Below are 25,440 nucleotides of genomic sequence, written 5' to 3'. Positions count from 1 at the left end.
AGAGCACGTGCGACGGGAACGACGTGACGGGCCAGCCAGGTTGGCGAGACGGGCATCCGGGTATGGAGCCGCACCCCCGTCAGACCGGTCGAATCCGGCGTCACGGCCGTGCGCTCCGGAGCATCAACCCCCATGGAATTCCGCACCTTTCGAGTGATCGAAATCGAACGCGAGGCGCGGCTGGAAAACACCGTTAGGCAGACAAGCCGGTTGTATACTCGCGTAATGACTTTGGATGCCGTGGCCACGGCCGAGTGCGAGGCGCTCACCCAGAACCTGCGCCGCCGCGGGGCGATCGTGCTCGCCTCCTTCGCCCTCGTATGGGCGTTCGCGGGCGGGTCGGGGATCGCTTCGATGCCGGTGGCCGTGACGGTCGGCGTGGTGGCGGCCGCACTGACCGCCGCGGCGGTGGTACTGGCCTTCCGCGGCGCTGCCGGCGCCGCGGTGCGTCAGGTGCGGCTCCCGGAGAAGTGGAACCGCGGTGTCGGGCTGGTCAACCTCGCCGAGGTGGTGGCCATCTTCGCCGTGATCGCGGGGTCGAACGTGGCCGGCCGCCCCGAGCTCATCCCGGCGGGCATCTGCCTGGTGGTCGGCCTGCACTTCTTCCCGCTGGCCCGGCTGTACGACCAGTGGCAGTACAGGTGGACCGCCGTGCTGCTGACCGCCGTCTCCGTGGTCGGCTTCGCCGCCGTCGCGGCCGGGGCCGCGGCGGAGCCGGTACGGGTGGTGGTGGGACTGGGGGCCGCGGTGGTGCTGCTCGGCTCCTCGCTACACGTCGCCGTGCGCGGTTGAGCCAAGACCGACAGCACCGCCTGTGCGGCGTCTCGAACAGTGGCGTCCAGAGCGGTGGCGTCTGGAACAAGGATGTACCCATCCGACCCGTTGGCCGGATGGGCGCATCCTTTGTTGCTCTCAATCAGTCAGTGAGGACTGATCAGCAGGCGGAGCAGGTCGAGCTCGAAGACGACGAGGTGCCGATCGAGCCGCTGGATGCGCCCAGTTCCGGGAGGGCCACGCCGTCGGCGACCTCGAGGGTCTCAAGCTGGTCCACGTCGAAGGCGTCGAACGCCGCGTCGTCACCGTTGATGTCGTTGATGCTCATGATGGTGTGCCTTTCGGTCCGAGAGAGCCTGGGTCAGCAGGCGGAGCAGGTGGAGGACGAGGAGGACGAGGTGCCGATCGAGCCGCTGGAGGCACCGAGCTCCGGGAGGGCCACGCCGTCGGCGACCTCAAGGGTCTCGAGCTGGTCCAGGTCGAAGCCCTCGAAGGTCTTGTCCGCGTCGGCCGCGTTCTTGATGTCGTCAATGCTCATGTGAATTCCTTTCCGAATTCCCTGAGGAGTGGGATTTTTCTGTTTCCCACTTTCGCTTTTCTCTGCGCACCCTCTCGGCTGCACAACTAGAGAATGCCCGCATACCCGGGCGTCGCCAAGGGTTTTCGGCCGTTGCCTGACAGTTGTCACGCCGCACGTAATCCACGTCATGCCGCCGCCCCCGATGCGGAATGCGAAAGCGCCGATCTCCCCCGGGAGGAACAGGAGAAACCGGCGCTTTCGGGCGGTGCGAGGGGGTGCGGCGGGCCCGCTCAGCGGTCGCCGCCCACGGTCCACTCGGGGCTGTTGAGCATCTCCCAGCCCTCCCCGGGCTCGCCGGCCACCGAGTCGTCCGGGGCGCGGCTGCCCAGCAGGAAGTCCCCGACAGAGGACTCCCGCAGGTAGTCCAGGCCCAGCACCCGCGCCGACATGTCCGCGTCCCCGTTGCCCAGGCCGCAGGGGGCCAGCCCCATGGCCGTCGCGACCAGGTACATCGTCTGGTAGAGCACGCCCGTGTGCCGCAGCGTCGTGGCGTAGGCGATGCCCCGGTACTTCCAGGCCATGCGCTGGAAGCGGGCCGTCATCGTGATCAGGACGTCCGGCCTGGCTTCCATGCCGGTGGCCCGCGAGGCCACCAGGAAGAGCGATTCCCGGTCGGTTTCGGCCGCGTTGACCAGGACCAGCGTGTGTGCCACCGGATCGTAGTAGTAGCTGCCCGGCGCCAGCCCCGCGCAGCGGCGCACGGTGACGTACAGCTCAAGCTCGTAGCCCTGGCCACCGCTGGGGTAGGGGCGCGAGATTACCTCGTCGCGGTCGCTGCCAGGCTCGGGGGTGTAGTGCGCGCGCACCCGCTGGACCCGGTACAGGAACTCGCCCAGCTGCTCGGCCGTCATCTCCCCGTCCCCGTACCCGCGGATCGAGCGGCGCGTCTCGATGGCATCGGTCAGCGACGGGTCCCGGCGGGCGATATCCGCCCGGTCGGGCCGGTGCAGCGGCGTCACCGGACCCCCGGGCACCGGCTTGACGGCCGGCTGGGGGGCGATCTCTCCACGGTAGGGGTAGACCGCGCCGAAGACGTCGTCGTAGCGCCCCGAGCGGACGCGCGAGTGGAAGAGCAGGTCGTGGAAGTCCCACTGACGCAGGGTGGGATCGGTGTCCGACGGGAAGGCGCCCGAGGCGTCCGCCGCCTCCGCCAGGCCCGCCCCCGCCAGGTGCGTGAGCAGATCGCCCACTTCCTCGGAGGCCAGCGCCGAGCCTTCCGCGAGGGCCTCGGCCGAGGCCCTCGCGCCGAGCGCCGCCACCAGCTCCCGCGTCCCCGGATCCGTGAGCACGGCCCGGAACTTCACCAGCGGCGACTCCAGTACGAGCACCCCCGCGCGGCTGCGGCAGAAGGCGAAGCGGGACAGCCGCAGCACGGTACCCGGCGCGGGCGCCGCCGGCTCCAGGCGCGCGTCCCGGGCCACCGGCTCCAGCCGCAGCAGCTCCCGGCGCCCGGCGGCCGGCCCGCAGCTCAGCACGCTGTGCAGCAGGAGGTGGCCCATACGGTCCAGGAGGTGGCGCACGCCCGCTCGTTCGGCCGGCTCCAGACCCTCCAGGAGTTCGTCGAGCGGCTCGGGGCCGGCCGCCAGCCGCGTGAGCGCGGTCCGCACCGCGCCGCGTACGGGCCGCAGGACCAAGCTGGTGGCCGGGCCGGTCAGGGTGGCCGTCTCGCCCTCGAAGGCGAGCCGGACATCCCCCCGGAGCACCGGGGCGGTGCGGAGCGGCGGGGGTGTGTCGGTCTGCATTACGGGGTCTCCCGTCGGGCGGTCCATCGGTTATTTCGGACACGCCACTATGGGGGCCGCGCCGACCCGGGGCCCGGGGCGCCGGAAAACCGGTGACACGTAATTCCCGATTCGATGACCGAGGTCATGCACTGGCGTGACAGATGCCAGGTGCACCGGACAAACGCTAGGTGCTCCCCAGGTGGGGCGCCCATGCTCGGGAAAAGATAAGGACTTCACACCCTTCATGCGCAGGACGTAAGGAAGTTCCCGTGCTCACTCGTCGTCATGCAATAAGTCTCGGCCTCTCCGTTGGCGGTTTCGGCGTGGTCGGCGCCGCGGGCGGGCTCTTCCAGACGCTCGTCACCGGCGGCCCGGCCCAGGCGGCCTCGGCCCCGGCCGCACAGGCTCTGAGGCTGAGCGACGGCGGCCTCAAGGACACGGTCCTCCTGTGGCCGGGCCAGAGCGCGAAGCTCCAGCTCACTTTCAACTCCCACCGCTGGCTCTACCCGTACCACTGCCACATGATCGACCAATCCGCCATGGGAATGATGGCGCAGAAGAAGATCGCCTGACGCACTGTCACCCACCCCCGAGATCCCTCGAGACCCACCCCCGAGCCTCCCGGAAGGAGGAACACATGGCCATCCCAAGCAGCCCGCACGCGCGGCGGATCCTCGACGTGCTGGAGCAGGACCGGGCCCGCGCCGTCCTGCACGGCCGCGACAACGGCCGCGACAATACCGTCGCGGCGGGTGAGCTGGCCGACTCCATCCTCGGTACCACCGCCCTGCTGCACGCCCACGGTATCGGGCACAGCGACACCGTCGGCGTTCTGACCGGCCCCAACCACCCGCTGATGCTCAGCGCCCGCTACGCGGTCCACCTCCTGGGGGCCACCTCCGTCTACGTGCGCTCGATGAACCCCCGGACCGACACCGAGACCTTCTCCGTCGCCACCCAGACCGGCCTGCTGCGTGACACCGGAGCCCTGCTGCTGCTGGTGGACGAGGAGAGCGCCGAACGGGGGCGCTGGCTCGCGCACCGGATGCCCGGACTCACCGTCCTGCCCATCCCCTGGGAGCGGCCTCCCGAGACCGCACTGCCCGTACGCTTCCCGCCCCTGCGGCCCGACGACCTCGCCGTCGTCGACTTCACCAGCGGCAGCACCGGCAGACCCAGGATGGTGGAACAGCGCTACGGCACCCGGGAGGAACTGGTGCGGCGGCTCGCGAACGGCCTCGATCCCCGGGGACCCGCGACCCTGCTCTCCGTCACCCCGATCAGCCACACCACCGCACCCATGGCCGACGCCGTGCTATCGACCGGCGGGGTCGTCGTCATGCATGACGGCTTCGACGCCGGAGAGGTACTGCGGGCGTTCGCCGAACGCCGGGTCACCGACGTGTACCTCGCGGTGCCCCACCTCTACCGACTGATGGAGCATCCGGACGCCGCCGGCACCGACCTGGGCTCGCTGCGCCGCATAACTTACAGCGGCACCCCCGCGGCCCCCGCCCGGGTGGCCCGGGCCGTCGAGCTCTTCGGGGATGTGCTCATCCAGGTGTACGGGACCACGGAGGCGGGCGGCATCAGCAGCCTCAACCCGCTCGACCACCGGGAACCGGAACTGCTCGGCTCGGTGGGCCGGCCGTTCCCCTGGGTGTCCGTGGACATCCGGGTCCCCGGCTCCGGCACGGCCGCGGAACGCGGCCAGAGCGGGGAGATCTGGGTCACCTCGCCCACCATCACGGCCGGCTACCTCGACGACGAGAAGCTGACCGGGACCGTGCTGAGGGACGGCTGGCTGCGCACCGGGGACCTCGGCCACTGGGACGCGTACGGCTACCTGCGGCTTGACGGGCGGATCGGACAGGTCATCAAGCACGGCGGCCTCAAGCTCGACCCGGCCGACATCGAGGCGGCGCTCCTGCGCCATCCGCAGGTGCGCCAGGCCGTGGTCTACGGGGTCCACGACCGCGACCTGGTCGAACAGGTGCACGCGGCGGTGGAGCTGAGCGGCGGGGCCACCCGGACCTCGTGCGATCTGAAGGGCTTCGTCCGCGACGTGCTCACACCGGAACACGTGCCGGCGTGCATCTCGTACTGGCCGCAGATCCCGCTCACCGCCTCGGGGAAACCGGACCGCACCTACCTGCGGGCCCTGACCACCCCGACCGAGGACTCCCCGGGCAGCCAGGCCCGTCCGGGGCCCCGTCACGCCGTCGCGTGACGGACCCTGCGCACCGGCTGCCCCGGTGCGCAAAAGAAAGGGCACTCCATGACAAATTACGGGCATTTTGCCCGGTCAGTCAGGCTCAGGCGGCTCTATCGCCACAGCACCGCAGGGTTGATGATCACCCCGCTCGACCATTCGATCCACGACGGTCCCGTGGTGCCCAAGGGCACCACGCTCGACCACCTGGCGGGCCAGATCGCGGCTGCCGGATCGGACGCCGTCGTTCTGCACAAGGGCAGCGTCCGCCACATCAGCCCGGAGCGGTTCGCCGCGATGTCGCTGATCATCCACCTGAACGCGAGCACCAGCCAGGCACTGGACCCGAACGCCAAGTACGTCGTCGCCGACGTTGAGGAGGCCCTGCGGCTCGGGGCCGACGCGGTCAGCGTCCACGTCAATCTCGGCTCCGACGACGAACGGCAGCAGATCGGGGACCTCGGGCGCATCGCGGACGCGTGCGACCGCTGGAACCTGCCGCTGCTCGCCATGGTCTACCCGCGGGGGCCCCGGATCCTCGACCCCCGTGACCCGCAGGTTGTGGCGCACGCGGTGACCATCGCCGCCGACCTCGGGGCCGACCTGGTCAAGACCGTGTTCCTCGGCTCCACGGCCGAAATGCTCGACCTGACCGCGGCCTGCCCCGTTCCGGTGCTCGTCGCGGGCGGACCGGCGCTCGACGCGGAGGAGGACGTCCTGGAGTACGTGCGCGCCGCCATCGCGGGCGGTGCGGGCGGCGTGGCCATGGGCCGCAACATCTTCCAGGCCACGGACCCCCGCGGGCTCGCCTTCAAGGTGGCCCGCATCGTGCACCACTTCCCGGAACAGCACTTCGCGCCGGAGGGGTTCACCCCCGGCGCACCCGCCGAGCCCGGCCTCGCCGGCGCCCGCCGCTTCGTCGACGAACGCCTCACCCCCGCCCATCTCGAAGATTCCCTTTCGACCATCTGACAGGAGGTCCGCATCATGTCGGACACCAAGCTCTGCTGGCTTGACATCCGTAACGCCGGTCCCGTCACCGGCACCGTACTCGAAGAGGCGGTGCACCAGAAGATCGACGGTGTCGTCGCCGCCGACCCGGCCGCCTTCGACGGTCTGCCCCCGACCGTCAAGAAGATCCTGCTGTTCGAAGACGGCCAGGTCCCGGCCGACCTCGGCACCGCCGACCTGGTGATCGTGCCCGGCGGCAAGGAGGCCCGTACCGACATCGCCCTGGCCCACCCCGACATGGAGTTCGGCCGGTACGTCGAGATCGTCGACGCCGACACGCTCGAGGACGCCTGCCTCGCCGCCCGCCTGGAGGCGTGGAGCGTACTGCGCTTCCGCGACCCCACGAAGATCCCGCTGGAGATCGTCATCGCCGCCGCGTCCGGCGCACCCGGCTCGATCATCACCACCGCCGCCGACCAGGAGGAGGCCGAGATCGTCTACGGCGTCCTCGAACTCGGTTCGGACGGCGTCCTCATGGCGGGCTCGGAGGTCGGCGACGCCACCGCGCTCCGCACGGCGGCCACCGCCCGCACCGGCGAGATCGCCCTCGTGGAGCTGACCGTCACGGCGGCCACGCACATCGGCATGGGCGACCGCGCCTGCGTCGACACCACGACCCACTTCCGCAAGGACGAGGGAATCCTGGTCGGCTCGCACTCCAAAGGCATGGTGCTCTGTGTCAGCGAGACCCACCCCCTGCCGTACATGCCGACGCGGCCCTTCCGGGTCAACGCCGGCGCGCTGCACTCGTACACCGTCTCGCAGGGCGGCCGGACGAACTACCTCAGCGAGCTGCACGCGGGCAGCACCGTGCTGGCCGTGGACGTCTCCGGGCGTACCCGTCCCGTCAGCGTCGGCCGGGTCAAGATCGAGACCAGGCCGCTCATCTCCATCGACGCGGTCGCGGACAACGGACAGGCGGTAAACCTGATCCTGCAGGACGACTGGCACGTGCGGGTCCTCGGTCCCGGTGCGTCGGTCCTCAACAGCACGGAGCTGAAGCCGGGCGACACGATCCTTGGGCACCTGCCGACGGCGGACCGTCACGTCGGCTACCCGATCAACGAGTTCTGCCTGGAGAAGTAGTACCCGAGCGAACGGCGCGATCGCTCTCCCGTCTAGCCCCGGCACGCTCCGTGCCGGGGCCGGCGCGCGTCCGCGCCGAGCCTGCCCGCCGGCCCTCACAGCCACCCGTGCTCCCCGGCGATGCGCGCCGCGTCGAAGCGGTTGCGACCGCCGAGCTTCTTCATCGCCGCCGAAGTGACGTTGCGTACGGTCCCGGTGGCCAGGTACAACTCCCCGGCGATCTCCCGCACGGTGGCGCCGCCCGCGGTCAGCCGCAGTACGTCCGTCTCCCGCACGCTGAGCGCCGCCTCGGCGTCGGCCGGCGGCCGCATCAGCGCCGGGTCCACGGTCAGACAGCCGCCCGCCACCCCCATGAGCGTGGTGATCAGCTGCGGGATCCGCGCGTTCTTCGGCACCAGTCCCAGCGCGCCCGCCGCCATGGCCCGTTCGACCACCGAGGGCGTGGCCGCGCCCACCATGATCGCCACCCCGCACCACTGGTACAGCGAGCGGACCTCCGTGGCCACCTTCAGGGCCTTGCCTCCCATGGTGCTCTCGCTGAGCAGCAGGACCGTCGGACGGTGGCGCTCGACGGCCGGCAGGACCGCTTCGGGCGCCGTGGCGAGCCCTACGACGTCCAGACCGCTCGCCCGGTTGAGCGTCTCGGCGAACGCCTCCAGGACCAGCTGGTGATCGCCGGCGACGACGACTCGTACGGACATGAAACGACCCCCGGGCTCGATACAGCAGGTGCGGACCGGCCGGTGACGGACCGCCGGCGGCTGGGAAGGGAAGGAAGGAAATGGGATGAACGGTCAGTCACGTGCTCACTCACTCACGGACTGCGGTGGGCCCTCGAGGCTTCCCGCTCCCAGAGGGGCGGCGCGCCCCGGTACCGGCGGTCGGCCAGGAGCTGACCGACGACGCAGTCGGCGGCCTCCTTCAGGCTCATGCCGTCGGAGAGCGTGACCTCGATGTGCCGCGCCCCCGGCGGCAGCGCCGCCGACAGCAGCGCCGACGCCTCCCGGAACCAGCCGGCCAGGGCGCTCCCGGCCGGGGCCGGGGCCAGCACCACGACGGACTCCGTGACGGGTCCCATGTCCGCGGCGATGTGCCCGGGCAGCGCCCCTACGGTCTCCGGCCGGTCCACGTCGACCCGGTACGGCAGCGCCACCAGCCCGAGCGCGGCGAGCTCCTTGCAGAGGAAGGCCGCGTTGGCCGCCGCGTCGTCGCCGCGTTCCCGGTGACCGGCGCCGACCACCGCGACGGACGCCCCAGCGAGGCACAGGCGGCGGGTGAGGACCCGGCCGATTCCGATGGTCGCGTCGATCACCAGGACGACGCTGCGGGCCAGCGGCAAGTCGGCCGGAGGTGCTTGGCGGAACATGAAACCTCCTGGGACGCGCTGTTGTCCGCAGCGCGGTTGGCCTGGACTCGTATTCGGCTGTCGAGGCGTACGAACATCGGGGTACCGTTCAGGCGTGGTTCGAATAACGGGGAGAACGCCACGTGGACGAGGTTTTGGAACTAGATCAGCAGACGCTCGGTGTGTACCGGGCAATCCTTTTTCATAGGGAGCACGACCCGGAGAAGTTGGCCGTACTTCTGGACAGCACGCCCGAGGACGTACAAGAGGCTCTTGACAAACTTGCCCAGCTTTCCCTGCTCGCCACGTCGCGCGAGGCGCCGGGTGGACTGCGCCCCGTCAACCCCTCGCTCGGCTTGAAAGTGCTGCTCCAGCGAGAACAGAACGAACTGGCCTCCCGACAGCAGCGGATCGAACAGAGCCGGGCCGCACTGTCCGCCCTCGCGGCCGAATACACGGCGTCGAGCTGGTCGGGCACCCTGGACGGCACGGAACACCTCGACACGGTCGACGAGATCCGCATCCGCCTCGAAGCGCTGTCGGAATCCTGTATGCGGGAAGCGCTCGCCTTCCACCCGGTCAACACGGTCACCCAAGAGTCCATCGAGGCGGGCCAGCCGCTCAACGAGCGCGCGATGGCGCGCGGAGTGCGGTTTCGGACCATCTATCTGGACAGCGTCGCAAACGACCGCGTGACCAAGAGCCACGCCCAGTGGATGGCGGAACGCAACTGCGAGGTGCGCACCTCCCCGACCCTGCCGATGCGGCTGCTCGTCGTGGACACCACTGCGGCGATCGTCGCGGGTCTGCCCGGTCAGGCCCAGCCGTCCGCATTGCTGTTCAACAGCGAGCCGGTCGTCCTGGCGATGCGGGCACTCTTCGAGGCGTACTGGGAGCACTCCAGTACCTTCGGAAACCCCTGCGAGGCCACCATAGTAGGGCTGACCCCACAGGAGAGAAGCCTGCTCCGGCTGCTCGCCACGGGACTCACCGACGATGCCGTGGCGCGAGCCCTGGGCATTGGAGTACGCACCGAACGGCGCATCGTGGCCGACCTGATGGAGCGTCTCGGTGCCTCGAGCCGTTTCGAAGCCGGGGTGCTGGCGGCACGCCGCGAGTGGATCTGACGCGGGGGCCAGAGCCCGGTGTCACGGCTTCGTGAGGATGATGCGGCCCCACACGAAGTCGTCCGCGTGGTCCGTGACGCACTGCGGGAACTTCATGTCGGCGCAGGGGATGTGCGGGATCACGGGCATCGGCTGGGACCAGACGAAGTCGTCGGTGCCGGTGACGACCGAGGTGGTCGAGGGCCCGGCGGCCTCGGCCGGGGCCGCCCAGAGGAGGGCGATGAGGGCGGTGGCGGCAACGCTGGTGGCAACGGCGGTACAACGGGCGATGGAAATCATGGTGTTTGTCCCCCTGTAGACAAGACTGGTGCTGCGGCGTTCCTGTTTCCTTCGGGAGTGCTGTGTGGTGCGTGCTGCCGGCGGGTTCCTGAGGCCCTCGACTGCATGACCAAAGGAAATCACCCCCGGAGTGCCCGGACCCAGGTTTACCGGGGCCAGGAAGCTGCCTGGCAGGAGGTTGCCCACCCTCCTGCTACTACTTCAAGCCCACGGGCGGGACGGTCTGGAAAGAGGTGGGCAGCTCCACCACCCTGGCCAACGGAGCGTTCGGTGCCAAGTTCAAGGCCGTGACCGACGGGACCTGGCGCGTACGACCCATCGACACCGACAGCCGCCACTTCGCCTCCGACAGCCAGGACCTCGACCTGGACGTCAGCTGACCCAGTCCCGCTCCTGCACCGCACGCGCTGGCGCGCGGTCCAGGAGCGGGTGTGTCACGGCCACTGGTAGCGGCCGGCCATGGCGATGTCGCCCCCCCCTGGGGCCTGTCCGGCGTATCAGGTCGCGGGGAACCGGCGGCGACTCGTCAGTGCAGGTGAGCGGGGCTTGGTGCGTACGGCTGCAAGGCGGCGGAGGGCGACGACGCGATGGGGGTCCCCCCCGCGCGAGCGAAGTCGAGCGTGGGGAGTCGGCAAGCGACGACAACGCCGCTGGGGCCCCTCTGGGGACGGCGTGCCAAGCCTCGTGTCTGCGGCATGATCCGCCGGACAGACCCTAGTGATGGAAACCGGTGGCCGCGTCCTTGTCGTGCGTCGACGGACGCGGCTGCCGGCGCAGTTCGGGCAGCAGCCGCACCAGGTCCTCCACGAACAGCTCGGCGAGGTCCGAGGAGAACCCGTTGCGGCACACGACCCGCAGTACGGACAGGTCCTGCCGGTTCTCCGGGAAGGTGTACGCGGGCACCAGCCAGCCCCGCTCACGCAGCCGCCGGGAGACGTCGAAGACGTCGTACGCGGTCACGTCGGCCCCGGTCGTGAAGGCGAAGACCGGCAACTCGTCGCCCCGGGTGAGCAGCCGGAAGTCGCCCAGCTCCTCGATCCGCCCGGCGAGGGAGCGCGCCACGTCCCGCGTGGTCTGCTGCACGGCCCGGTAGCCGTCGCGGCCCAGCCGAAGGAACGTGTAGTACTGCGCGACCACCTGGGCCCCGGGGCGCGAGAAGTTGAGCGCGAACGTCGGCATGTCGCCGCCCAGGTAGTTGACGCTGAAGACGAGCTCCTCGGGGAGCGCCTCCTTGTCCCGCCACAGCGCCCAGCCGACGCCCGGGTAGACCAGCCCGTACTTGTGGCCCGAGGTGTTGATCGAGGCGACGCGCGGCAGCCGGAAGTCCCACACCAGGTCCTCGTCCAGGAAAGGCGCCACCATGGCTCCTGAGGCCCCGTCGACATGCACGGGGATGTCGAGCCCGGTCCGCTCCTGCAGGGCGTCCAGGGCCGCGCACAGCTCCGCGACGGGCTCGTAGGACCCGTCGAAGGTCGAGCCGAGGATCCCGACGACCCCGATGGTGTTCTCGTCGCACAGCTCGGCCGCCGCCTGCGGATCGAGATGGAACCGCTCGCCCTCCATGGGCACCTGCCGCGCCTCCACCTCCCAGAAGTTGCAGAACTTGTCCCAGCAGACCTGCACGTTGACACCCATGACCAGGTTCGGCCGTACGTCCCGCCCCGGATACCGGTCGGCGTTGCGTGCCGCCCACCGCCGCTTGAGCGCCATCCCGGCCAGCATGCACGCCTCACTCGAACCCGTGGTCGAGCAGCCCACGGCGGCGGCCGGATCGGGCGCGTTCCACAGATCGGCGAGCATCGCCACGCAGCGCCGCTCCAGCTCGGCCGTGCGGGGGTACTCGTCCTTGTCGATCATGTTCTTGTCCCGGCACTCACCCATCAGGACCCCGGCCTGGGGTTCCATCCAGGTGGTGACGAAGGTGGCCAGGTTGAGCCGCGAGTTGCCGTCGAGCATCAGTTCGTCGTGCACGAGCTGGTACGCCGTCGACGGCGGCAGCGGGGCGTCCCCGAGCCGGTGCGTGGGCGGGGCCTCGGTCATACCGCCGACCGGATTCGCCTCCCCGTAGAAGGGGTTGACGGAGAGCCTGCGCCCGCCGCCCTTGTCGTCAGATGCTTCGCTGTCCCCTCGGTGCAGTGGCATGTGTACGACGTTAGGGCCGGGCCGCGAGGCTTGCACCTCACGCCACGTGAGGACGCACTGTGGAGCGCGTACCCAAGAAGGGAGCGGAAGTGAGCTACTCGGTAGGACAGGTCGCCGGTTTCGCCGGTGTCACGGTGCGCACCCTGCACCACTACGACGAGATCGGTCTCTTGGTGCCGGGCGGACGCAGCCATGCGGGCCACCGGCGCTACGACGACGCCGACCTCGACCGGCTGCAGCAGATCCTTTTCTACCGGGAGCTCGGCTTCCCGCTCGAGGAGGTCGCCGCCCTGCTGGACGACCCGAAGGCGGACCCGCGCGCGCAGTTGCGCCGTCAGCACGAGTTGCTGACCGCCCGGATCGAACGGCTCCAGCAGATGGCGGCGGCCGTGGAGCACGCCATGGAGGCACGCAGAATGGGCATCAACCTCACGCCCGAGGAGAAGTTCGAGGTCTTCGGCGACAAGGACCCGGAGGCACACGCGGAGGAGGCCGAGCGCCGCTGGGGCGGCACGGACGCGTACGCCGAGTCGCAGCGCCGCGCGGCCACGTACACGAAGGACGACTGGAAGCGCATGCAGGCCGAGGTGGCCTCCTGGGGCGAGCGCTACGACGCCCTGATGGCTGCGGGTGAACCCCCGTCCGGCGAGGCGGCCATGACCATGGCCGAGGAACACCGGCGGCACATCAGCAAGTGGTTCTACGAATGCACGTACGAAGCCCACCAGGGGCTCGCCGACATGTACGTCTCCGACGAGCGCTTCAAGGAGTTCTACGACTCCATGCGCCCGGGCCTCGCCGAACACCTGCGCGAGGCGATCACGGCGAACGCGGCCCGGCACACCTCGTAGAGGCGACCTGGTCCGGGGGCGTGGTCACTCACTCCCGGGCCAGGACCACCGCGGTCCCGTACGCGCACACCTCCGTGCCCACGTCGGCGGCCTCGGTCACGTCGAAACGGAAGGCGAGCACGGCGTTGGCGCCACGCGCGCGTGCCTGCTCGACAAGACGGTCCATAGCCTGATTACGGGTCTCCACAAGCGTCTTGGTCAGCCCCTTCAGCTCGCCGCCGATCATCGACTTCAGTCCGGCCCCGATCTGGCTGCCGAGATGCCGCGACCGCACGGTCAGCCCGAAGACCTCACCGATGACCTGCTCGACCCGATGGCCGGGTACGTCGTTCGTCGTCACGACGAGCACATCGGACTGAGGTCCCTGGCCGCCGCCGTACTCTTCGATGCCCATAACCTCACAGGGTGGTACCAGTTCCCGCACAGCGCACCCCGGAGTGACGCGGGGAAGGTGGGGAACCCGGAGGGGTCACATCGCGTTGATAGCTTTGGCCCCACTCTTCTCTGCCACGTCTTTGCCAAGCCTCAGGAGCCCGGAACAGTGACGACGCTTGCCCTCGGACCGAGCTGGCTGGATCCGGACTACCTGTTGGACCAGTTCGGCATCTGGGGCCTGCTCCTGATCGTGTTCGCCGAGTCCGGTCTGCTCATCGGCTTCTTCCTGCCGGGCGACTCGCTGCTGTTCACGGCGGGCCTGCTGATCACCGCCGGCACGCTGGACTTCCCCCTGTGGGGGGCGGTCGCCCTCATCTGTCTCGCCGCGGTCCTCGGCGACCAGGCGGGCTACATGTTCGGCAAGAAGGTCGGCCCGTCGCTCTTCAACCGGCCGGACTCCCGCCTCTTCAAGCAGGAGAACGTCACCAAGGCCCACGAGTTCTTCGAGAAGTACGGCCCGAAGTCCCTCGTCCTGGCCCGCTTCGTGCCCATCGTGCGCACGTTCACGCCGATCATCGCAGGCGTCAGCGGCATGAAGTACCGCTCGTTCCTGACCTTCAACGTCATCGGCGGCGTCCTGTGGGGCGCGGGCGTCACGCTGCTCGGCTCCTGGCTCGGCAACATCGACTTCGTCAAGAAGAACATCGAACCGATCCTGCTGCTGATCGTCCTCATCTCGGTCGTCCCGATCATCATCGAGTTCGCCCGAGCCCGCAGCAAGGCCAAGAAGAACCCGCCCCAGCAGCCCGAGCCCCCGGCCCAGCAGCAGTACCAGCCCCCGATGGACGACGCGACGACCCAGCTCCGCCGCATCCCCCCGGCCCAGCAGCCCGAGGACCAGTACTACGACCAGCAGCAGTACCCGCAGGGCTACCAGCAGCAGTACAACCAGGACTACGGCTACCAGCAACAGCCCCAGCAGCAGTACCCGTACGGCAACCAGAACAACAACGGCTACCCCCAGAACTGAGAACTGAGGGGAGGGCAGCCCACCTAGGGGCGCGGGGAACTGCGCGACAAGCCACAACGCACCCGCACCCGCCGTGAGCCAGAACCTCCCGATTTCCTAGGCGCCCAACGCCAAGCGAACGCACCCCGCGCTAAAACCCTCGCGTCCGCTTGGCAGCCCGCCTACCCCCGGCGGAGCCGCTCGGCACACGCAGGAACAACCGCGAGATCTCCGACCCCAGATTCACCCCGATCGCGATGGCCATCGCCAGCGCCGCCGCCTTCGACAGCGACACCAACCCCGCGTCCATGTCGTTCTGCGCGATCGACAACAGCCCGAAATACGTCGCCGACCCCGGCAACAGAGGCCCGATCGCAGCCGTGGTGTACGGCAGGGCCGACGCGTACCGGTACCGCGACAGCAACTGCCCGAACAGCCCGACCAGTCCCGCGGCGACGGCCGTCGAGGCCACCGGCGAGAAGTTGCCGGTGTAGCTCATCGCGCCGTACACGCTCCACGCCACACCCCCGTTGAGCGTCACGATGAGCACGGTGGAACGTTCCTGCTGAAGCATGATCGCGAAGGTCAGCGACAGCAGCATGGACGCGCCGATCTGCCACAGGGGCCGCGCCGCGCTCCCCAGCGCCACGTCCGGATTGAGCTCGGCGCCCAGCTTCACGCCGAAGTACAGGATCAGCAACACCCCGACGACGATGCCCACGAAGAAGTACATGACCTCCAGCAGACGCGCGGACGCGGTGATGTAGAACCCGGTCAGCCCGTCCTGCACCCCGGCCACCAGCGCCCGCCCGGGCAGCAGCGCGAACAGCCCACCGGTGATCACGGCGGACGCCTTCACGTCCACGTGCGCGGCCGTCAGCGCGACCCCTATCGCGGCCGGCGGCATCGCGGCCACCGTGAACTGGTAGAACTCCGGCAGCCCGCGCCCCGCGCACAGCCACGCCAGCCGGTCGCCCAGCATCGCGCCGAGCGCCGCCGCCACGAACACGACCAGGTCACCGCCGACGAGCACGGAGGCGGCGCCCGCGAGCAGCCCGGCGGCCACGGTGAGCCCCCAGCCGGGATACGGGTGCCGGTTCCGCCGGATCTCCGCAAGGCGCCTGTAAGCCTCTTCCAGAGACGTGGCGGTCTCCGAGTCGCTCAGGTCGTCCACGAGCCGGTAGACGGCCGCCAGGCGCGTGTAGTCGGTGCCCCGGCGCCGGACCGTCCGTGACGCCGTCACGGGATCCTCGACGAGCGAGGGCTGGTACGAGATCGACAGCAGGGTGAAAGTGACGTTCGGCTCGCAGCGGTCGAGGCCGTAGGACCGGCAGACGGCGAACATGGCCGCCTCCACGTCCTCGGCGCCCTCGCCGCCCGCGAGCAGCAGTTCGCCGATGCGCAGCGTCATGTCGAGCACGCGCGGGACGGCCGGCCCGTCCTCCTCGGCCGCCTTCTGCATCCGTTCCGGCGCGGGCCGCTCGGCCACCGGCATCCGCAGCATCGTGCGCATCCGGTCCTGCCAGGGCACGTCCTTGGTGAGACTGACCACAGGGATGCCGGAGGGCGGCGTGAACGCGGGCGCCCGGTAGGTGCGCGGGGTGCTGAAGGCCGAGCCCTCGAATTCGCCGCCGGTCGGCTGCGGAACGTCGAGCCCGTCCGGCAGGGAGAACTCGGAGGTCGTCTCGGACTCACCGACGACGGGCTTCGGCGGGGCCAGCCCATCGGGGAGGGCGAACTCGGAGGTGGTGGCCGACTCCCCGTCGCCGACGCCACCGACCGTCACACCGCCGAGGGGGATCGCGTAGACGCCCCCGGCTTCGTCCGACGCCGGTTTGCGGTCCTCGTCCGTCACTCCGTATCGCTCCCTGCGCGTGCCCCTCCAGTACGCCTTTCAGTATGCGCACAGAGACACGAACGGGCCGCACGCGTACGCGTGCGGCCCGTTGGCGTGACGGGTGTCAGGAGGGCTCAGTGGCCGCCCTGCTCCTTGAGGCGCTTGTACGACCGCTCGATCTCGGCCTCGGCGTCCGTGCGGCCGACCCAGTTGGCGCCCTCGACGGACTTGCCGGGCTCCAGGTCCTTGTAGACCTCGAAGAAGTGCTGGATCTCCAGACGGTCGAACTCCGACACGTGGTGGATGTCCCGCAGGTGCTCCACGCGCGGGTCGTGCGCGGGCACGCACAGCAGCTTGTCGTCGCCGCCGGCCTCGTCCGTCATCCGGAACATGCCGATGGCGCGGCACTGGATGAGACAGCCGGGGAAGGTCGGCTCGTCCAGGATGACCAGCGCGTCCAACGGGTCGCCGTCCTCGCCGAGGGTGTTCTCGACGAAGCCGTAGTCGGCCGGGTAGCTGGTCGAGGTGAAGAGGCGACGGTCCAGACGGATCCGACCGGTCTCGTGGTCCACCTCGTACTTGTTCCGTGAACCCTTCGGAATCTCGATCGTGACGTCGAACTCCACCGGTGGCTCCTCCATGATCAACACATAGTTCTGGTGGTTAAGTGTCCCTCACGCTGGTGTGTGATCGCGAAAGGGGCTGGTGGTCGTGCCGGAGCTGGGGCCTTGGCGGGCCGCGAGGCCGAGGGCGGCGCGGCTCGTCCGCACCGTACGACCCCGTCTCACCCAGGCTGCGGCAACGGTGAAACCGCAGCTCGGACGGGCCGCGGCGGCCGTGAAACCGCGGGTCGCGCGGATCACACGGACGGTGGGCCCGAAGCTCGCCGGTCTCCCGAGACCGAACACCCTGAAGATACTGCCGTTGCCGATGCCGAAGACCCTTCGGACCTGGCAGTACACCGCGGGCGCCGCCACCGCCGGACTGGCGCTGACCGCCGGCGTGGTGACCGCCGCCGGCCCCTGGGACTCGTCCGGCCAGCGTACGGCCGAGCGGGACTGGGCCGCCGTCCAGGAACGATCCGGTGGCGCAGATCACGGACGTAATTCCGGTACGTCCGCCACCTCGGGTACGTCGGCCGGGGCGCCCGCACCCGCGCCGAGCGCTCCCTCGGTGCTGGCCGGCCTCGGCAGCGCCACCGGCACCCTGCGGGCGGCGCCCGCAGGGAAAGCCCTCGCGGCCGTTCTGGACCCGCTCCTGAGGAACCCGGCCCTCGGCACCCGCCAGACGGCCGCCGTCGTCGACATCGCCACCGGGAAGCGCCTGTACGGCCTGGGCGCGGGCGAGGCGCTCGTCCCCGCGTCGACCACGAAGATCGCCACGGCTGTCGCCGCGCTCTCCGCGATGGGCGCCGACCACCGCCTCACCACCCGGGCCGCCCTGGAGCCCGACACCAACGAACTCGTCCTGGTCGGCGGCGGCGACCCCACCCTGACGGCCCGTACGGACCCGGAGGGCTGGGCGAGCCTGCGCACCCTGGCCGACTCGACGGCCACCGCCCTCAAGAAGCGCGGCGTGGGCCAGGTGACGCTGTCGTACGACACCACGCTCTACGCCGGCCCGGAACTCCACCCGATCGGGGCCGACAACGGCGGCAACCTCGCCCCGGTCAGCGCCCTCATGGCCGACGAGGCCCGCACGAACGACTCAACCAGTGGAACGGCCGACCGCAGCACCGAGCCGGCGGCGGACGCCACCCGCACCTTCGCGGCCCTCCTGGCGAAGCACGGCATCAAAACGACCTCCCCAGGCCCGTCCAAGGCCACGGGCCGCGCGACCACCCTCGCGAAGGTCTCCTCGCCGCCGCTCTCCGCCCTCGTCGAGCGCATGCTGACCGACAGCGACAACGACCTCGCGGAGGCCCTCGCCCGCCAGACCGCGCTCGCCACGGGCGTCCGGCCCGACTTCGCGGGGGGCGGGCGGGCCATCCGTACCCAGCTGGGGAAGCTCGGACTGCCCATGTCCGGCGCCCGTTTCGCGGACGGCAGCGGTCTCAACCGCGCCGACCTCCTCACCCCGAACCTCCTCACAGCCCTGCTGGCCAAGGCCGGCGACCCGGCCCACCCCGAACTGCGCGCGGCGCTCACGGGCCTCCCCGTGGCGGGCTTCACCGGCACCCTGAGCACGCGCTACACGGACGGCGCGGCAGGCGTCGTACGGGCCAAGACGGGCACCCTGACCGGTGTGAACACCCTGGCGGGCACGGTCGTCGACCGGGACGGCCGCCTGCTGGCCTTCGCCTTCCTCGCCGCCGACACCACCGACCGGACGGCGGCCCAGGCAGCCTTGGACCGCACGGCGACGGCGCTGGCGGCCTGCGGCTGCTGACCTCGCCACCCTGCCCCCGGGAGGAGCCCTCACGTACGGTTGACGCATGACGAGCATCGGTGGTGCTGCATCTGCTGGGATGGTCGACTGGAATCTCGCGGTGGCGACCGCGACCCGGCTCGTGAGGCCGGGACCAGAGGTGAGCCGGGACGAGGCCCGGGCCATCGTGTCGGAGCTGCGCCGGCACGCGAAGGCATCCGAGGAGCACGTCCGGGGCTTCACCCGGATGGGCACGGACGCCGCGCACGACACCCCCGTACTGGTCGTCGACCGGCCGGGCTGGGTACGGGCGAACGTGGCCGGGTTCCGCGAGGTGCTCAGGCCGTTGCTGGACAAGATGGAGGAGCGGCGCGGGAGTTCACCCGGCGGAGCCGTCCTCGGGGCGGTCGGCGGCAAGGTCACCGGCGTCGAACTGGGGATGCTCCTGTCGTTCCTGTCGTCCCGGGTGCTCGGCCAGTACGAGACCTTCGCGCCGTCCACCCGTGAACTGCCGGCGGGCGCGAACGGCGGCGGCCGGCTGCTCCTCGTCGCGCCCAACATCGTCCACGTGGAGCGCGAACTCGACGTACAGCCGCACGACTTCAGGCTCTGGGTGTGTCTGCACGAGGAGACGCACCGCACCCAGTTCACGGGTGTGCCCTGGCTGAGGGACCATCTGGAGGGCGAAATCCAGTCGTTCTTGGGCGAGACGGAAGTCGACCCCATGACGTTCCTGGAACGCATCAGGGAGGCCGCGCAGTCCCTCGCGGGCGGCAGGCCGGAGGGCGAGGAGGACGACGGCGGGCGCTCCCTGGTGGAGTTGGTGCAGACGCCGGCCCAGCGGGAGATCCTCGGCCGCCTCACCGCGGTCATGTCCCTCCTGGAGGGACACGCCGACTTCGTGATGGACGGAGTGGGCCCCGCGGTGGTGCCCTCCGTGGCCGAGATCCGGGAGAAATTCCAGCAACGGCGGGCCAAGGGCGCGTCCCGCCTTGACCTCGCGCTGCGCAAGCTGCTCGGGCTTGACGCCAAACTCAAGCAGTACCGGGACGGCGAACGCTTTGTCCGCGCGGTCGTTGACCAGGTCGGCATGGACGGCTTCAACCGCGTGTGGACCTCCCCCAACACCCTCCCGACGAAGGCCGAGATCGCCAAACCGGCGGACTGGGTCGCGCGGGTGCACCGCAAGACGGACTCATGAGCCCTCGGATGAGGGGGTGAACGAATCCGGCCGACGGCAGGCGAACGCCCCTTCAATCACCCGTCCGAGGGACCGTGGGGCATGGGTAGGCGTGCAATGCTCGGGGAACGCCCCGTTTCTGTCACCATCTACACACTCTGAGTGACCGAAATCGGCTCACCCCCCGAAAACTTCATGAAGGGAACCGGACATGGGTCCCCATCCTGCGGTCGCGGCGATACGCCTGGCGGTTCGCCGCGCTCTCCACGACATCCTCACCGCTCACACCCCGTCCCACAGCCTCGTCCCCGGCCCCGACACCCCCGGCGAGTCCCTGCCGCTCGTCCTCGTGGCGTGTTCCGGCGGCGCCGACTCCATGGCGCTCGCCTCCGCCCTCGCGTTCGAAGCGCCCAAACTCGGTCTGCGGGCCGGCGGCGTCACCGTCGACCACGGTCTGCAGCCCGGGTCCGACCTCCGTGCCGACGAGGTCGTCCTGCGCCTGACCGAACTCGGCCTCGCCCCGGTCGAGTCGATCGCCGTCACCGTGGGCCGTGAGGGCGGCCCGGAGGCCGCCGCGCGAGACGCCCGGTACGGCGCCCTCGACGCCGCCGCCGAGCGCCACGGCGCCATCGCGGTCCTCCTCGGCCACACCCGCGACGACCAGGCCGAGACCGTACTGCTGGGCCTCGCCCGCGGCTCCGGTATCCGGTCCCTGTCCGGGATGGCCGCCGTCTCCGGAGGGCCCGGAGCCCCCGGCCGGTACCGCAGGCCCTTCCTCCAGGTCGACCGGCAGACCGCCCGCAAGGCGTGCATGGTCCAGGCCCTCCCGGTCTGGGACGACCCGCACAACGCCGACCCGGCCTACACCCGGTCCCGGCTGCGCCACGAAGGCCTGCCCGCCCTGGAGAAAGCCCTCGGCAAAGGCGTGGTCGAGGCACTCGCCCGCACGGCCCAGCTCTCCCGCGACGACGCCGACGCCCTCGACACCTGGGCCCGCCAGGCCGAGGCCTCCGTACGGGACGCGGCGGGTCTCCTGGAGTGCGCCAAGCTGTACGCCCTGCCGCCCGCCGTACGCCGTCGCATCCTGCGCAGGGCCGCCATCGAGGCGGGCGCTCCGGCCGGTTCGCTGTTCGCCCGCCACATCGAGGAAGTCGACCGGCTGATCACCGGCTGGCGTGGGCAGGGGGTCATCAATCTCCCCGGCCGGGTCGTCGCCCAGCGGCAGGGTGGCAGACTGGTGATTCGGCAAGGCTGAATCTCACCCCCCTTCGGGGAGGGGTCGGCGAGCCAGGCAGATGGCGACGGGCGACCGAAAGTGATGCGGGTGGACGCGAAAGACATGGGTGCCGACCTCAAGTCGGTACTCATCACCAAGGAAGAGATCGACGCGAAGCTGGTCGAGCTGGCCGCGAAGATCGACGCGGAGTACGCGGGCAAGGATCTGCTGATCGTCGGCGTCCTCAAGGGCGCGGTGATGGTCATGGCCGACCTGGCCCGGGCGCTGTCCACCCCCCTCACCATGGACTGGATGGCCGTGTCGTCGTACGGCGCGGGCACCCAGTCCTCCGGTGTGGTGCGGATCCTCAAGGACCTCGACACCGACATCAAGGGCAAGCACGTCCTCATCGTCGAGGACATCATCGACTCCGGGCTGACCCTGTCCTGGCTGATCTCCAACCTCGGCTCCCGCGAGCCCGAGTCGCTGAAGATCTGCACCCTGCTGCGCAAGCCGGAGGCCGCGAAGGTCGCCATCGACGTGGAGTGGGTCGGCTTCGACATCCCGAACGAGTTCGTGATCGGCTACGGCCTCGACTACGCCGAGAAGTACCGGAACCTCCCGTTCGTCGGTACGCTCGCGCCCCATGTCTACGGCGGATGAGTCCGGCTGCCGTCCCGGCCTCTCGTGCGGCTGCTGAGCCAAAGGGCCAGTCCTGTGAGAGGTGCGGGAACCCCGGCGGCCTTCCCGCCGTTGGAGCATGCGTGGACGGTAATGCGACCCCGCCCGTGCGCCTTCGGGTGACAATGCTGGGGTACCGTCCGAAGAGCAGTCTTTAGAACAGTCTTTGTCAAACTCACTATGGCAGGAGGGACGGGGCGGCACCGCTCCGTATGGATGGACGTGAAGCGATACTTCCGTGGGCCGGTCATGTGGATCGTGCTGGCCGTCCTTGCCGTGGTCGTGTTGATGCAGGTCGTCGGCTCGTCCGGCGGCTACAAGACGGTGGACACAGGCCAGGTCGTCCAGGCGATCAACGACAACAAGGTCGAGCAGGCCAAGATCACCACCGGTGACGAGCAGGTCATCAAGGTCCAGCTCAAGGACGGCCAGAAGGTCGAGGGCAGCTCGAAGATCCAAGCGAGCTACATCGGCGATCAGGGCGTCAACCTGGCGAACACTCTCCAGGACAAATACCAGAACAAGCAGATTCCGGACGGCTACACGGTCTCTCCGACCAAGCAGAACGCTTTCGTCGGCATTCTGCTGTCGCTGCTCCCCTTCGTCCTCATCGTCGTCGTGTTCCTGTTCCTGATGAACCAGATGCAGGGCGGCGGCTCCCGGGTCATGAACTTCGGGAAGTCCAAGGCCAAGCTCATCACCAAGGACACCCCGAAGACGACGTTCGCCGACGTGGCGGGCGCGGACGAGGCGGTGGAGGAACTCCACGAGATCAAGGAGTTCCTGCAGGAGCCGGCCAAGTTCCAGGCCGTCGGCGCCAAGATCCCCAAGGGTGTGCTCCTCTACGGGCCTCCCGGTACGGGCAAGACGCTGCTCGCACGTGCTGTCGCGGGTGAGGCGGGCGTGCCGTTCTACTCGATCTCGGGTTCCGACTTCGTCGAGATGTTCGTCGGCGTCGGTGCCTCCCGGGTCCGTGACCTCTTCGAGCAGGCCAAGGCGAACGCCCCGGCGATCGTCTTCGTCGACGAGATCGACGCGGTCGGCCGCCATCGCGGCGCCGGCATGGGTGGCGGGCACGACGAACGCGAGCAGACGCTCAACCAGCTGCTCGTCGAGATGGACGGCTTCGACGTCAAGGGCGGTGTGATTCTCATCGCCGCGACGAACCGGCCCGACATCCTCGACCCGGCGCTGCTGCGTCCCGGCCGCTTCGACCGCCAGATCGCGGTCGACCGCCCGGACATGCTCGGCCGTCTGGAGATCCTCAAGGTTCACCAGAAGGGCAAGCCGGTCGCTCCGGACGTCGATCTGTCGGCGGTCGCCCGTCGCACGCCGGGCTTCACCGGCGCGGACCTGAGCAACGTCCTCAACGAGGCAGCGCTGCTCACCGCCCGCAGTGACAAGAAGCTGGTCGACAACCTGGCGCTGGACGAGGCCATCGACCGCGTCGTGGCGGGCCCGCAGAAGCGGACCCGGATCATGTCGGAGAAGGAAAAGAAGATCACCGCGTACCACGAGGGCGGCCACGCCCTGGTCGCGGCGGCGTCTCCGAACTCCGACCCCGTCCACAAGATCACGATCCTCTCCAGGGGCCGTGCTCTTGGCTACACGATGGTCCTGCCGGACGAGGACAGGTACTCCACGACCCGCAACGAGATGCTCGACCAGCTGGCGTACATGCTGGGCGGGCGCGCGGCCGAGGAGCTCGTCTTCCACGACCCGACCACCGGCGCTGCGAACGACATCGAGAAGGCCACCGCAACGGCCCGCGCGATGGTCACGCAGTACGGCATGACCGAGCGGCTCGGCGCGATCAAGTTCGGTGGTGACAACACCGAACCGTTCCTCGGCCGTGAGATGGGTCACCCGCGCGACTACTCGGAAGAGGTCGCCGCGCTCGTCGACGAAGAGGTCAAGAAGCTCATCGAGAACGCGCACAACGAGGCCTGGGAGATCCTGGTCGAGAACCGCGACGTCCTTGATGCGCTGGTGCTGCAGCTGCTGGAGAAGGAGACGCTGAGCAAGGAGCAGATCGCCGAGATCTTCACTCCCATCATCAAGCGCCCGGCCCGCCCCGCGTGGACCGGCTCCTCCCGCCGTACGCCGTCCACCCGCCCGCCGGTGCTCTCCCCCAAGGAGCTGTCGCTGACGAACGGGACCAACGGTTCGGCGGCGGTCATCACCGCCAAGGCCACAGCCACCGAGTCCGTCCCCGCGACGGAGTCGGCGCCGGAGGACCGCACCGAGAGCTGATCACGGCTCTCCCGCCTCCTCCCGCTCAGCGGGCCCGGAATGGATGCCGCGCCCCCCAGGATCTAGCCTGGGGGGCGCGGCATTTCGGTATGTCCGCACGTGCGACGCGTGGTCCACACGCGTGACAGGGACAGGAACGAGGCACCAGATGACCGACCCCGTGACGCTGGACGGCGAGGGCACGATCGGCGTGTTCGACGAGAAGCGGGCGGAGAGCGCCGTACGCGAACTGCTGATCGCGGTCGGTGAGGATCCGGACCGTGAGGGCCTCAGGGAGACACCGGGGCGCGTGGCGCGGGCGTACCGGGAGATATTCGCCGGGCTGTGGCAGAGGCCCGAGGACGTGCTGACGACCACGTTCGACCTGGGGCACGACGAGATGGTGCTGGTGAAGGACATCGAGGTCCTGAGCAGCTGTGAGCATCATCTTGTGCCGTTCGTCGGGGTCGCCCACGTCGGGTACATCCCGTCCGTCGACGGCAAGATCACCGGGCTGTCGAAGCTGGCCCGGCTCGTTGACGTCTACGCCCGTAGACCGCAGGTGCAGGAACGTCTCACCACGCAGGTCGCCGACTCACTGATGAAGATCCTGGAGCCGCGCGGGGTGATCGTCGTCGTCGAGTGCGAGCACATGTGCATGTCGATGCGGGGGGTGCGGAAGCCGGGTGCGAAGACCATCACGTCGGCGGTGCGCGGCCAACTGCGGGATCCGGCCACCCGTAACGAGGCGATGAGCCTGATCATGGCCCGCTGATGTTCTGGGTTCGTCGCCGGGCGCAGGGCGGGACCGGCGCCCCGTAAGGGCGCGGGGCAAGCTCGGCATGCGGCGCTATGCCGTGTGGGCGCGACGAGCCCCACCGGCCCGCAGACGACGGCGAACCGTGTGTCGAGGGGAGCGCCTACGCGGCCGGGGCTGTGCCCGTGCCCGCGTTGGTGTCGTCGTCCTCGGGGAGTTTGCAGACCCGCTCCAGGAAGAAGGCCGCCGCTATGACGGCGATGCCCGCAAGGACCGAGAAGCCGGCGTAGATGGCCTGGTCGCGGCGGGCGGGGATGTCCAGGGACTCCAGGAGGAAGGCGCCGGTGCCGCCGTACATCCCGGCGACCAGAGCGGCCACCAGGGCGCTGGCCTGGCCGAAGACGACCGCGCGGGCGGCCATCAGGGGGTCGACGCCCTTGGCGCCGGGGCGCCGGTCGCGCTGGGCCTTGAGACGGGCGCGCAGCGAGAGGGCCGTGGCCAGCAGGACCACGGCGATCAGGGCCAGGACGACGGGGGCGGCCAGCGGGACGCTGGGGAGGGTCCCCACCGAGTTCCACAGCCGGGCGCCCGCCCAGGAGAGCACTCCGGCCACGACGAACACGGCGGCCAGCATCTTGACGTGCAGCTCTCTCAC

Annotated in this window: 26 protein-coding genes; 15 read left to right on the top strand and 11 right to left on the bottom strand. The window is 69.9% G+C overall.

Going from position 1 to position 25,440, the window contains the following annotated elements; genetic code table 11:
• Window positions 1-225 precede the first annotated feature (225 nt).
• Window positions 226-792, top strand: coding sequence for a hypothetical protein (locus tag QA861_RS44010; RefSeq protein ID WP_334594559.1), 567 nt, complete (start codon window positions 226-228; stop codon window positions 790-792).
• Between the two features lie 142 nt (window positions 793-934).
• Here the strand turns inward: QA861_RS44010 and QA861_RS44005 are convergent, their stop codons facing one another.
• The 3 genes from QA861_RS44005 to QA861_RS43995 form a co-directional block, all read right to left on the bottom strand.
• Window positions 935-1,102, bottom strand: coding sequence for a thiazolylpeptide-type bacteriocin (locus QA861_RS44005; protein WP_334594558.1), 168 nt, complete (start codon window positions 1,100-1,102; stop codon window positions 935-937).
• Between the two features lie 33 nt (window positions 1,103-1,135).
• Entirely contained in the window at window positions 1,136-1,312 is a 177-nt protein-coding gene (locus QA861_RS44000; RefSeq protein ID WP_334594557.1) for a thiazolylpeptide-type bacteriocin, read from the bottom strand.
• Window positions 1,313-1,584: 272 nt separating this feature from the next.
• Window positions 1,585-3,096 (bottom strand): SagB/ThcOx family dehydrogenase, encoded by a 1,512-nt coding sequence (locus QA861_RS43995; RefSeq protein ID WP_334594556.1) that lies wholly within the window; start codon window positions 3,094-3,096, stop codon window positions 1,585-1,587.
• A gap of 251 nt (window positions 3,097-3,347) precedes the next feature.
• On the opposite strand from QA861_RS43995, the gene QA861_RS43990 reads away from it, so the two are divergent.
• The 4 genes from QA861_RS43990 to QA861_RS43975 all read left to right on the top strand — a co-directional run bounded on the left by QA861_RS43990 (window position 3,348) and on the right by QA861_RS43975 (window position 7,387).
• On the top strand, window positions 3,348-3,650 hold the full coding sequence (locus tag QA861_RS43990) for a multicopper oxidase domain-containing protein (RefSeq protein WP_334594555.1): 303 nt from the start codon (window positions 3,348-3,350) through the stop codon (window positions 3,648-3,650).
• Window positions 3,651-3,715: 65 nt separating this feature from the next.
• Window positions 3,716-5,308 carry a class I adenylate-forming enzyme family protein gene (locus QA861_RS43985; RefSeq protein WP_334594554.1) on the top strand — a complete coding sequence of 531 codons (1,593 nt, stop codon included), beginning with the start codon at window positions 3,716-3,718 and terminating at the stop codon, window positions 5,306-5,308.
• A gap of 120 nt (window positions 5,309-5,428) precedes the next feature.
• Window positions 5,429-6,262: a 2-amino-3,7-dideoxy-D-threo-hept-6-ulosonate synthase gene (locus tag QA861_RS43980; RefSeq protein ID WP_334594553.1), complete on the top strand. Its 834-nt coding sequence runs from the start codon at window positions 5,429-5,431 to the stop codon at window positions 6,260-6,262.
• A 15-nt stretch (window positions 6,263-6,277) separates the two neighbouring features.
• The gene (locus QA861_RS43975) at window positions 6,278-7,387 is read left to right on the top strand and encodes a 3-dehydroquinate synthase II family protein (protein ID WP_334594552.1); all 1,110 of its coding nucleotides are present in this window, start codon (window positions 6,278-6,280) and stop codon (window positions 7,385-7,387) included.
• 95 nt (window positions 7,388-7,482) lie between these two features.
• On the opposite strand, the gene QA861_RS43970 is transcribed toward QA861_RS43975, so the two are convergent.
• Together QA861_RS43970 and QA861_RS43965 are read right to left on the bottom strand one after the other, a co-directional pair.
• Window positions 7,483-8,088 (bottom strand): LuxR C-terminal-related transcriptional regulator, encoded by a 606-nt coding sequence (locus tag QA861_RS43970; protein WP_334594551.1) that lies wholly within the window; start codon window positions 8,086-8,088, stop codon window positions 7,483-7,485.
• Between the two features lie 113 nt (window positions 8,089-8,201).
• Complete coding sequence (locus QA861_RS43965) at window positions 8,202-8,753, bottom strand: Rossmann-fold NAD(P)-binding domain-containing protein (protein WP_334594550.1); 552 nt, start codon at window positions 8,751-8,753, stop codon at window positions 8,202-8,204.
• Window positions 8,754-8,875: 122 nt separating this feature from the next.
• Here QA861_RS43965 and QA861_RS43960 point away from each other — a divergent pair, with 122 nt between their 5' ends.
• Entirely contained in the window at window positions 8,876-9,859 is a 984-nt protein-coding gene (locus QA861_RS43960) for a LuxR C-terminal-related transcriptional regulator (protein ID WP_334594549.1), read from the top strand.
• Window positions 9,860-9,880: 21 nt separating this feature from the next.
• Here QA861_RS43960 and QA861_RS43955 read toward each other — a convergent pair whose 3' ends face one another.
• Window positions 9,881-10,138 (bottom strand): hypothetical protein, encoded by a 258-nt coding sequence (locus tag QA861_RS43955; protein WP_334594548.1) that lies wholly within the window; start codon window positions 10,136-10,138, stop codon window positions 9,881-9,883.
• Between the two features lie 233 nt (window positions 10,139-10,371).
• Here QA861_RS43955 and QA861_RS43950 point away from each other — a divergent pair, with 233 nt between their 5' ends.
• Window positions 10,372-10,518 (top strand): hypothetical protein, encoded by a 147-nt coding sequence (locus QA861_RS43950; RefSeq protein ID WP_334594547.1) that lies wholly within the window; start codon window positions 10,372-10,374, stop codon window positions 10,516-10,518.
• 334 nt (window positions 10,519-10,852) lie between these two features.
• Here QA861_RS43950 and gad read toward each other — a convergent pair whose 3' ends face one another.
• On the bottom strand, window positions 10,853-12,280 hold the full coding sequence (gad, locus tag QA861_RS43945) for a glutamate decarboxylase (RefSeq protein ID WP_334594546.1): 1,428 nt from the start codon (window positions 12,278-12,280) through the stop codon (window positions 10,853-10,855).
• A gap of 89 nt (window positions 12,281-12,369) precedes the next feature.
• Between gad and QA861_RS43940 the strand changes: the two genes are divergently transcribed.
• Window positions 12,370-13,131, top strand: a complete 762-nt coding sequence (locus QA861_RS43940; RefSeq protein ID WP_334594545.1) for a MerR family transcriptional regulator — start codon at window positions 12,370-12,372, stop codon at window positions 13,129-13,131.
• Window positions 13,132-13,159: 28 nt separating this feature from the next.
• Here QA861_RS43940 and QA861_RS43935 read toward each other — a convergent pair whose 3' ends face one another.
• Window positions 13,160-13,525 carry a YbjQ family protein gene (locus QA861_RS43935; RefSeq protein ID WP_319096952.1) on the bottom strand — a complete coding sequence of 122 codons (366 nt, stop codon included), beginning with the start codon at window positions 13,523-13,525 and terminating at the stop codon, window positions 13,160-13,162.
• A 147-nt stretch (window positions 13,526-13,672) separates the two neighbouring features.
• Here QA861_RS43935 and QA861_RS43930 point away from each other — a divergent pair, with 147 nt between their 5' ends.
• Window positions 13,673-14,536, top strand: coding sequence for a DedA family protein (locus QA861_RS43930; protein WP_334594544.1), 864 nt, complete (start codon window positions 13,673-13,675; stop codon window positions 14,534-14,536).
• A 130-nt stretch (window positions 14,537-14,666) separates the two neighbouring features.
• Here QA861_RS43930 and QA861_RS43925 read toward each other — a convergent pair whose 3' ends face one another.
• Both QA861_RS43925 and QA861_RS43920 read right to left on the bottom strand, forming a co-directional pair.
• On the bottom strand, window positions 14,667-16,370 hold the full coding sequence (locus QA861_RS43925) for a threonine/serine exporter family protein (protein WP_334594543.1): 1,704 nt from the start codon (window positions 16,368-16,370) through the stop codon (window positions 14,667-14,669).
• A gap of 116 nt (window positions 16,371-16,486) precedes the next feature.
• Window positions 16,487-16,978 (bottom strand): inorganic diphosphatase, encoded by a 492-nt coding sequence (locus tag QA861_RS43920; RefSeq protein WP_006375593.1) that lies wholly within the window; start codon window positions 16,976-16,978, stop codon window positions 16,487-16,489.
• Window positions 16,979-17,057: 79 nt separating this feature from the next.
• On the opposite strand from QA861_RS43920, the gene dacB reads away from it, so the two are divergent.
• From dacB to folE, 6 genes are all read left to right on the top strand, one after another.
• A complete protein-coding gene (gene dacB / locus QA861_RS43915) occupies window positions 17,058-18,740 on the top strand; it encodes a D-alanyl-D-alanine carboxypeptidase/D-alanyl-D-alanine endopeptidase (protein ID WP_334594542.1) in 1,683 nt (560 codons plus the stop codon).
• 46 nt (window positions 18,741-18,786) lie between these two features.
• Complete coding sequence (locus QA861_RS43910; RefSeq protein ID WP_006375594.1) at window positions 18,787-19,920, top strand: Rv3626c family coenzyme F420 biosynthesis-associated protein; 1,134 nt, start codon at window positions 18,787-18,789, stop codon at window positions 19,918-19,920.
• Between the two features lie 190 nt (window positions 19,921-20,110).
• Complete coding sequence (gene tilS, locus QA861_RS43905; protein WP_334594541.1) at window positions 20,111-21,154, top strand: tRNA lysidine(34) synthetase TilS; 1,044 nt, start codon at window positions 20,111-20,113, stop codon at window positions 21,152-21,154.
• 63 nt (window positions 21,155-21,217) lie between these two features.
• Complete coding sequence (hpt, locus tag QA861_RS43900) at window positions 21,218-21,778, top strand: hypoxanthine phosphoribosyltransferase (RefSeq protein WP_044471976.1); 561 nt, start codon at window positions 21,218-21,220, stop codon at window positions 21,776-21,778.
• A 234-nt stretch (window positions 21,779-22,012) separates the two neighbouring features.
• The gene (ftsH, locus tag QA861_RS43895) at window positions 22,013-24,049 is read left to right on the top strand and encodes an ATP-dependent zinc metalloprotease FtsH (protein WP_334594540.1); all 2,037 of its coding nucleotides are present in this window, start codon (window positions 22,013-22,015) and stop codon (window positions 24,047-24,049) included.
• Window positions 24,050-24,197: 148 nt separating this feature from the next.
• Window positions 24,198-24,803: a GTP cyclohydrolase I FolE gene (folE, locus tag QA861_RS43890; protein ID WP_334594539.1), complete on the top strand. Its 606-nt coding sequence runs from the start codon at window positions 24,198-24,200 to the stop codon at window positions 24,801-24,803.
• A 145-nt stretch (window positions 24,804-24,948) separates the two neighbouring features.
• Here folE and QA861_RS43885 read toward each other — a convergent pair whose 3' ends face one another.
• Window positions 24,949-25,419, bottom strand: a complete 471-nt coding sequence (locus tag QA861_RS43885; RefSeq protein ID WP_443041696.1) for a DUF3180 domain-containing protein — start codon at window positions 25,417-25,419, stop codon at window positions 24,949-24,951.
• Between the last annotated feature and the right edge of the window lie 21 nt (window positions 25,420-25,440).

Origin of the sequence: Streptomyces sp. B21-083 (assembly GCF_036898825.1) — a bacterium.
Lineage (GTDB): Bacteria > Actinomycetota > Actinomycetes > Streptomycetales > Streptomycetaceae > Streptomyces.
Note: the sequence above shows the minus strand (reverse complement) of the source record. Positions and strands in the feature narration are given on the sequence as shown.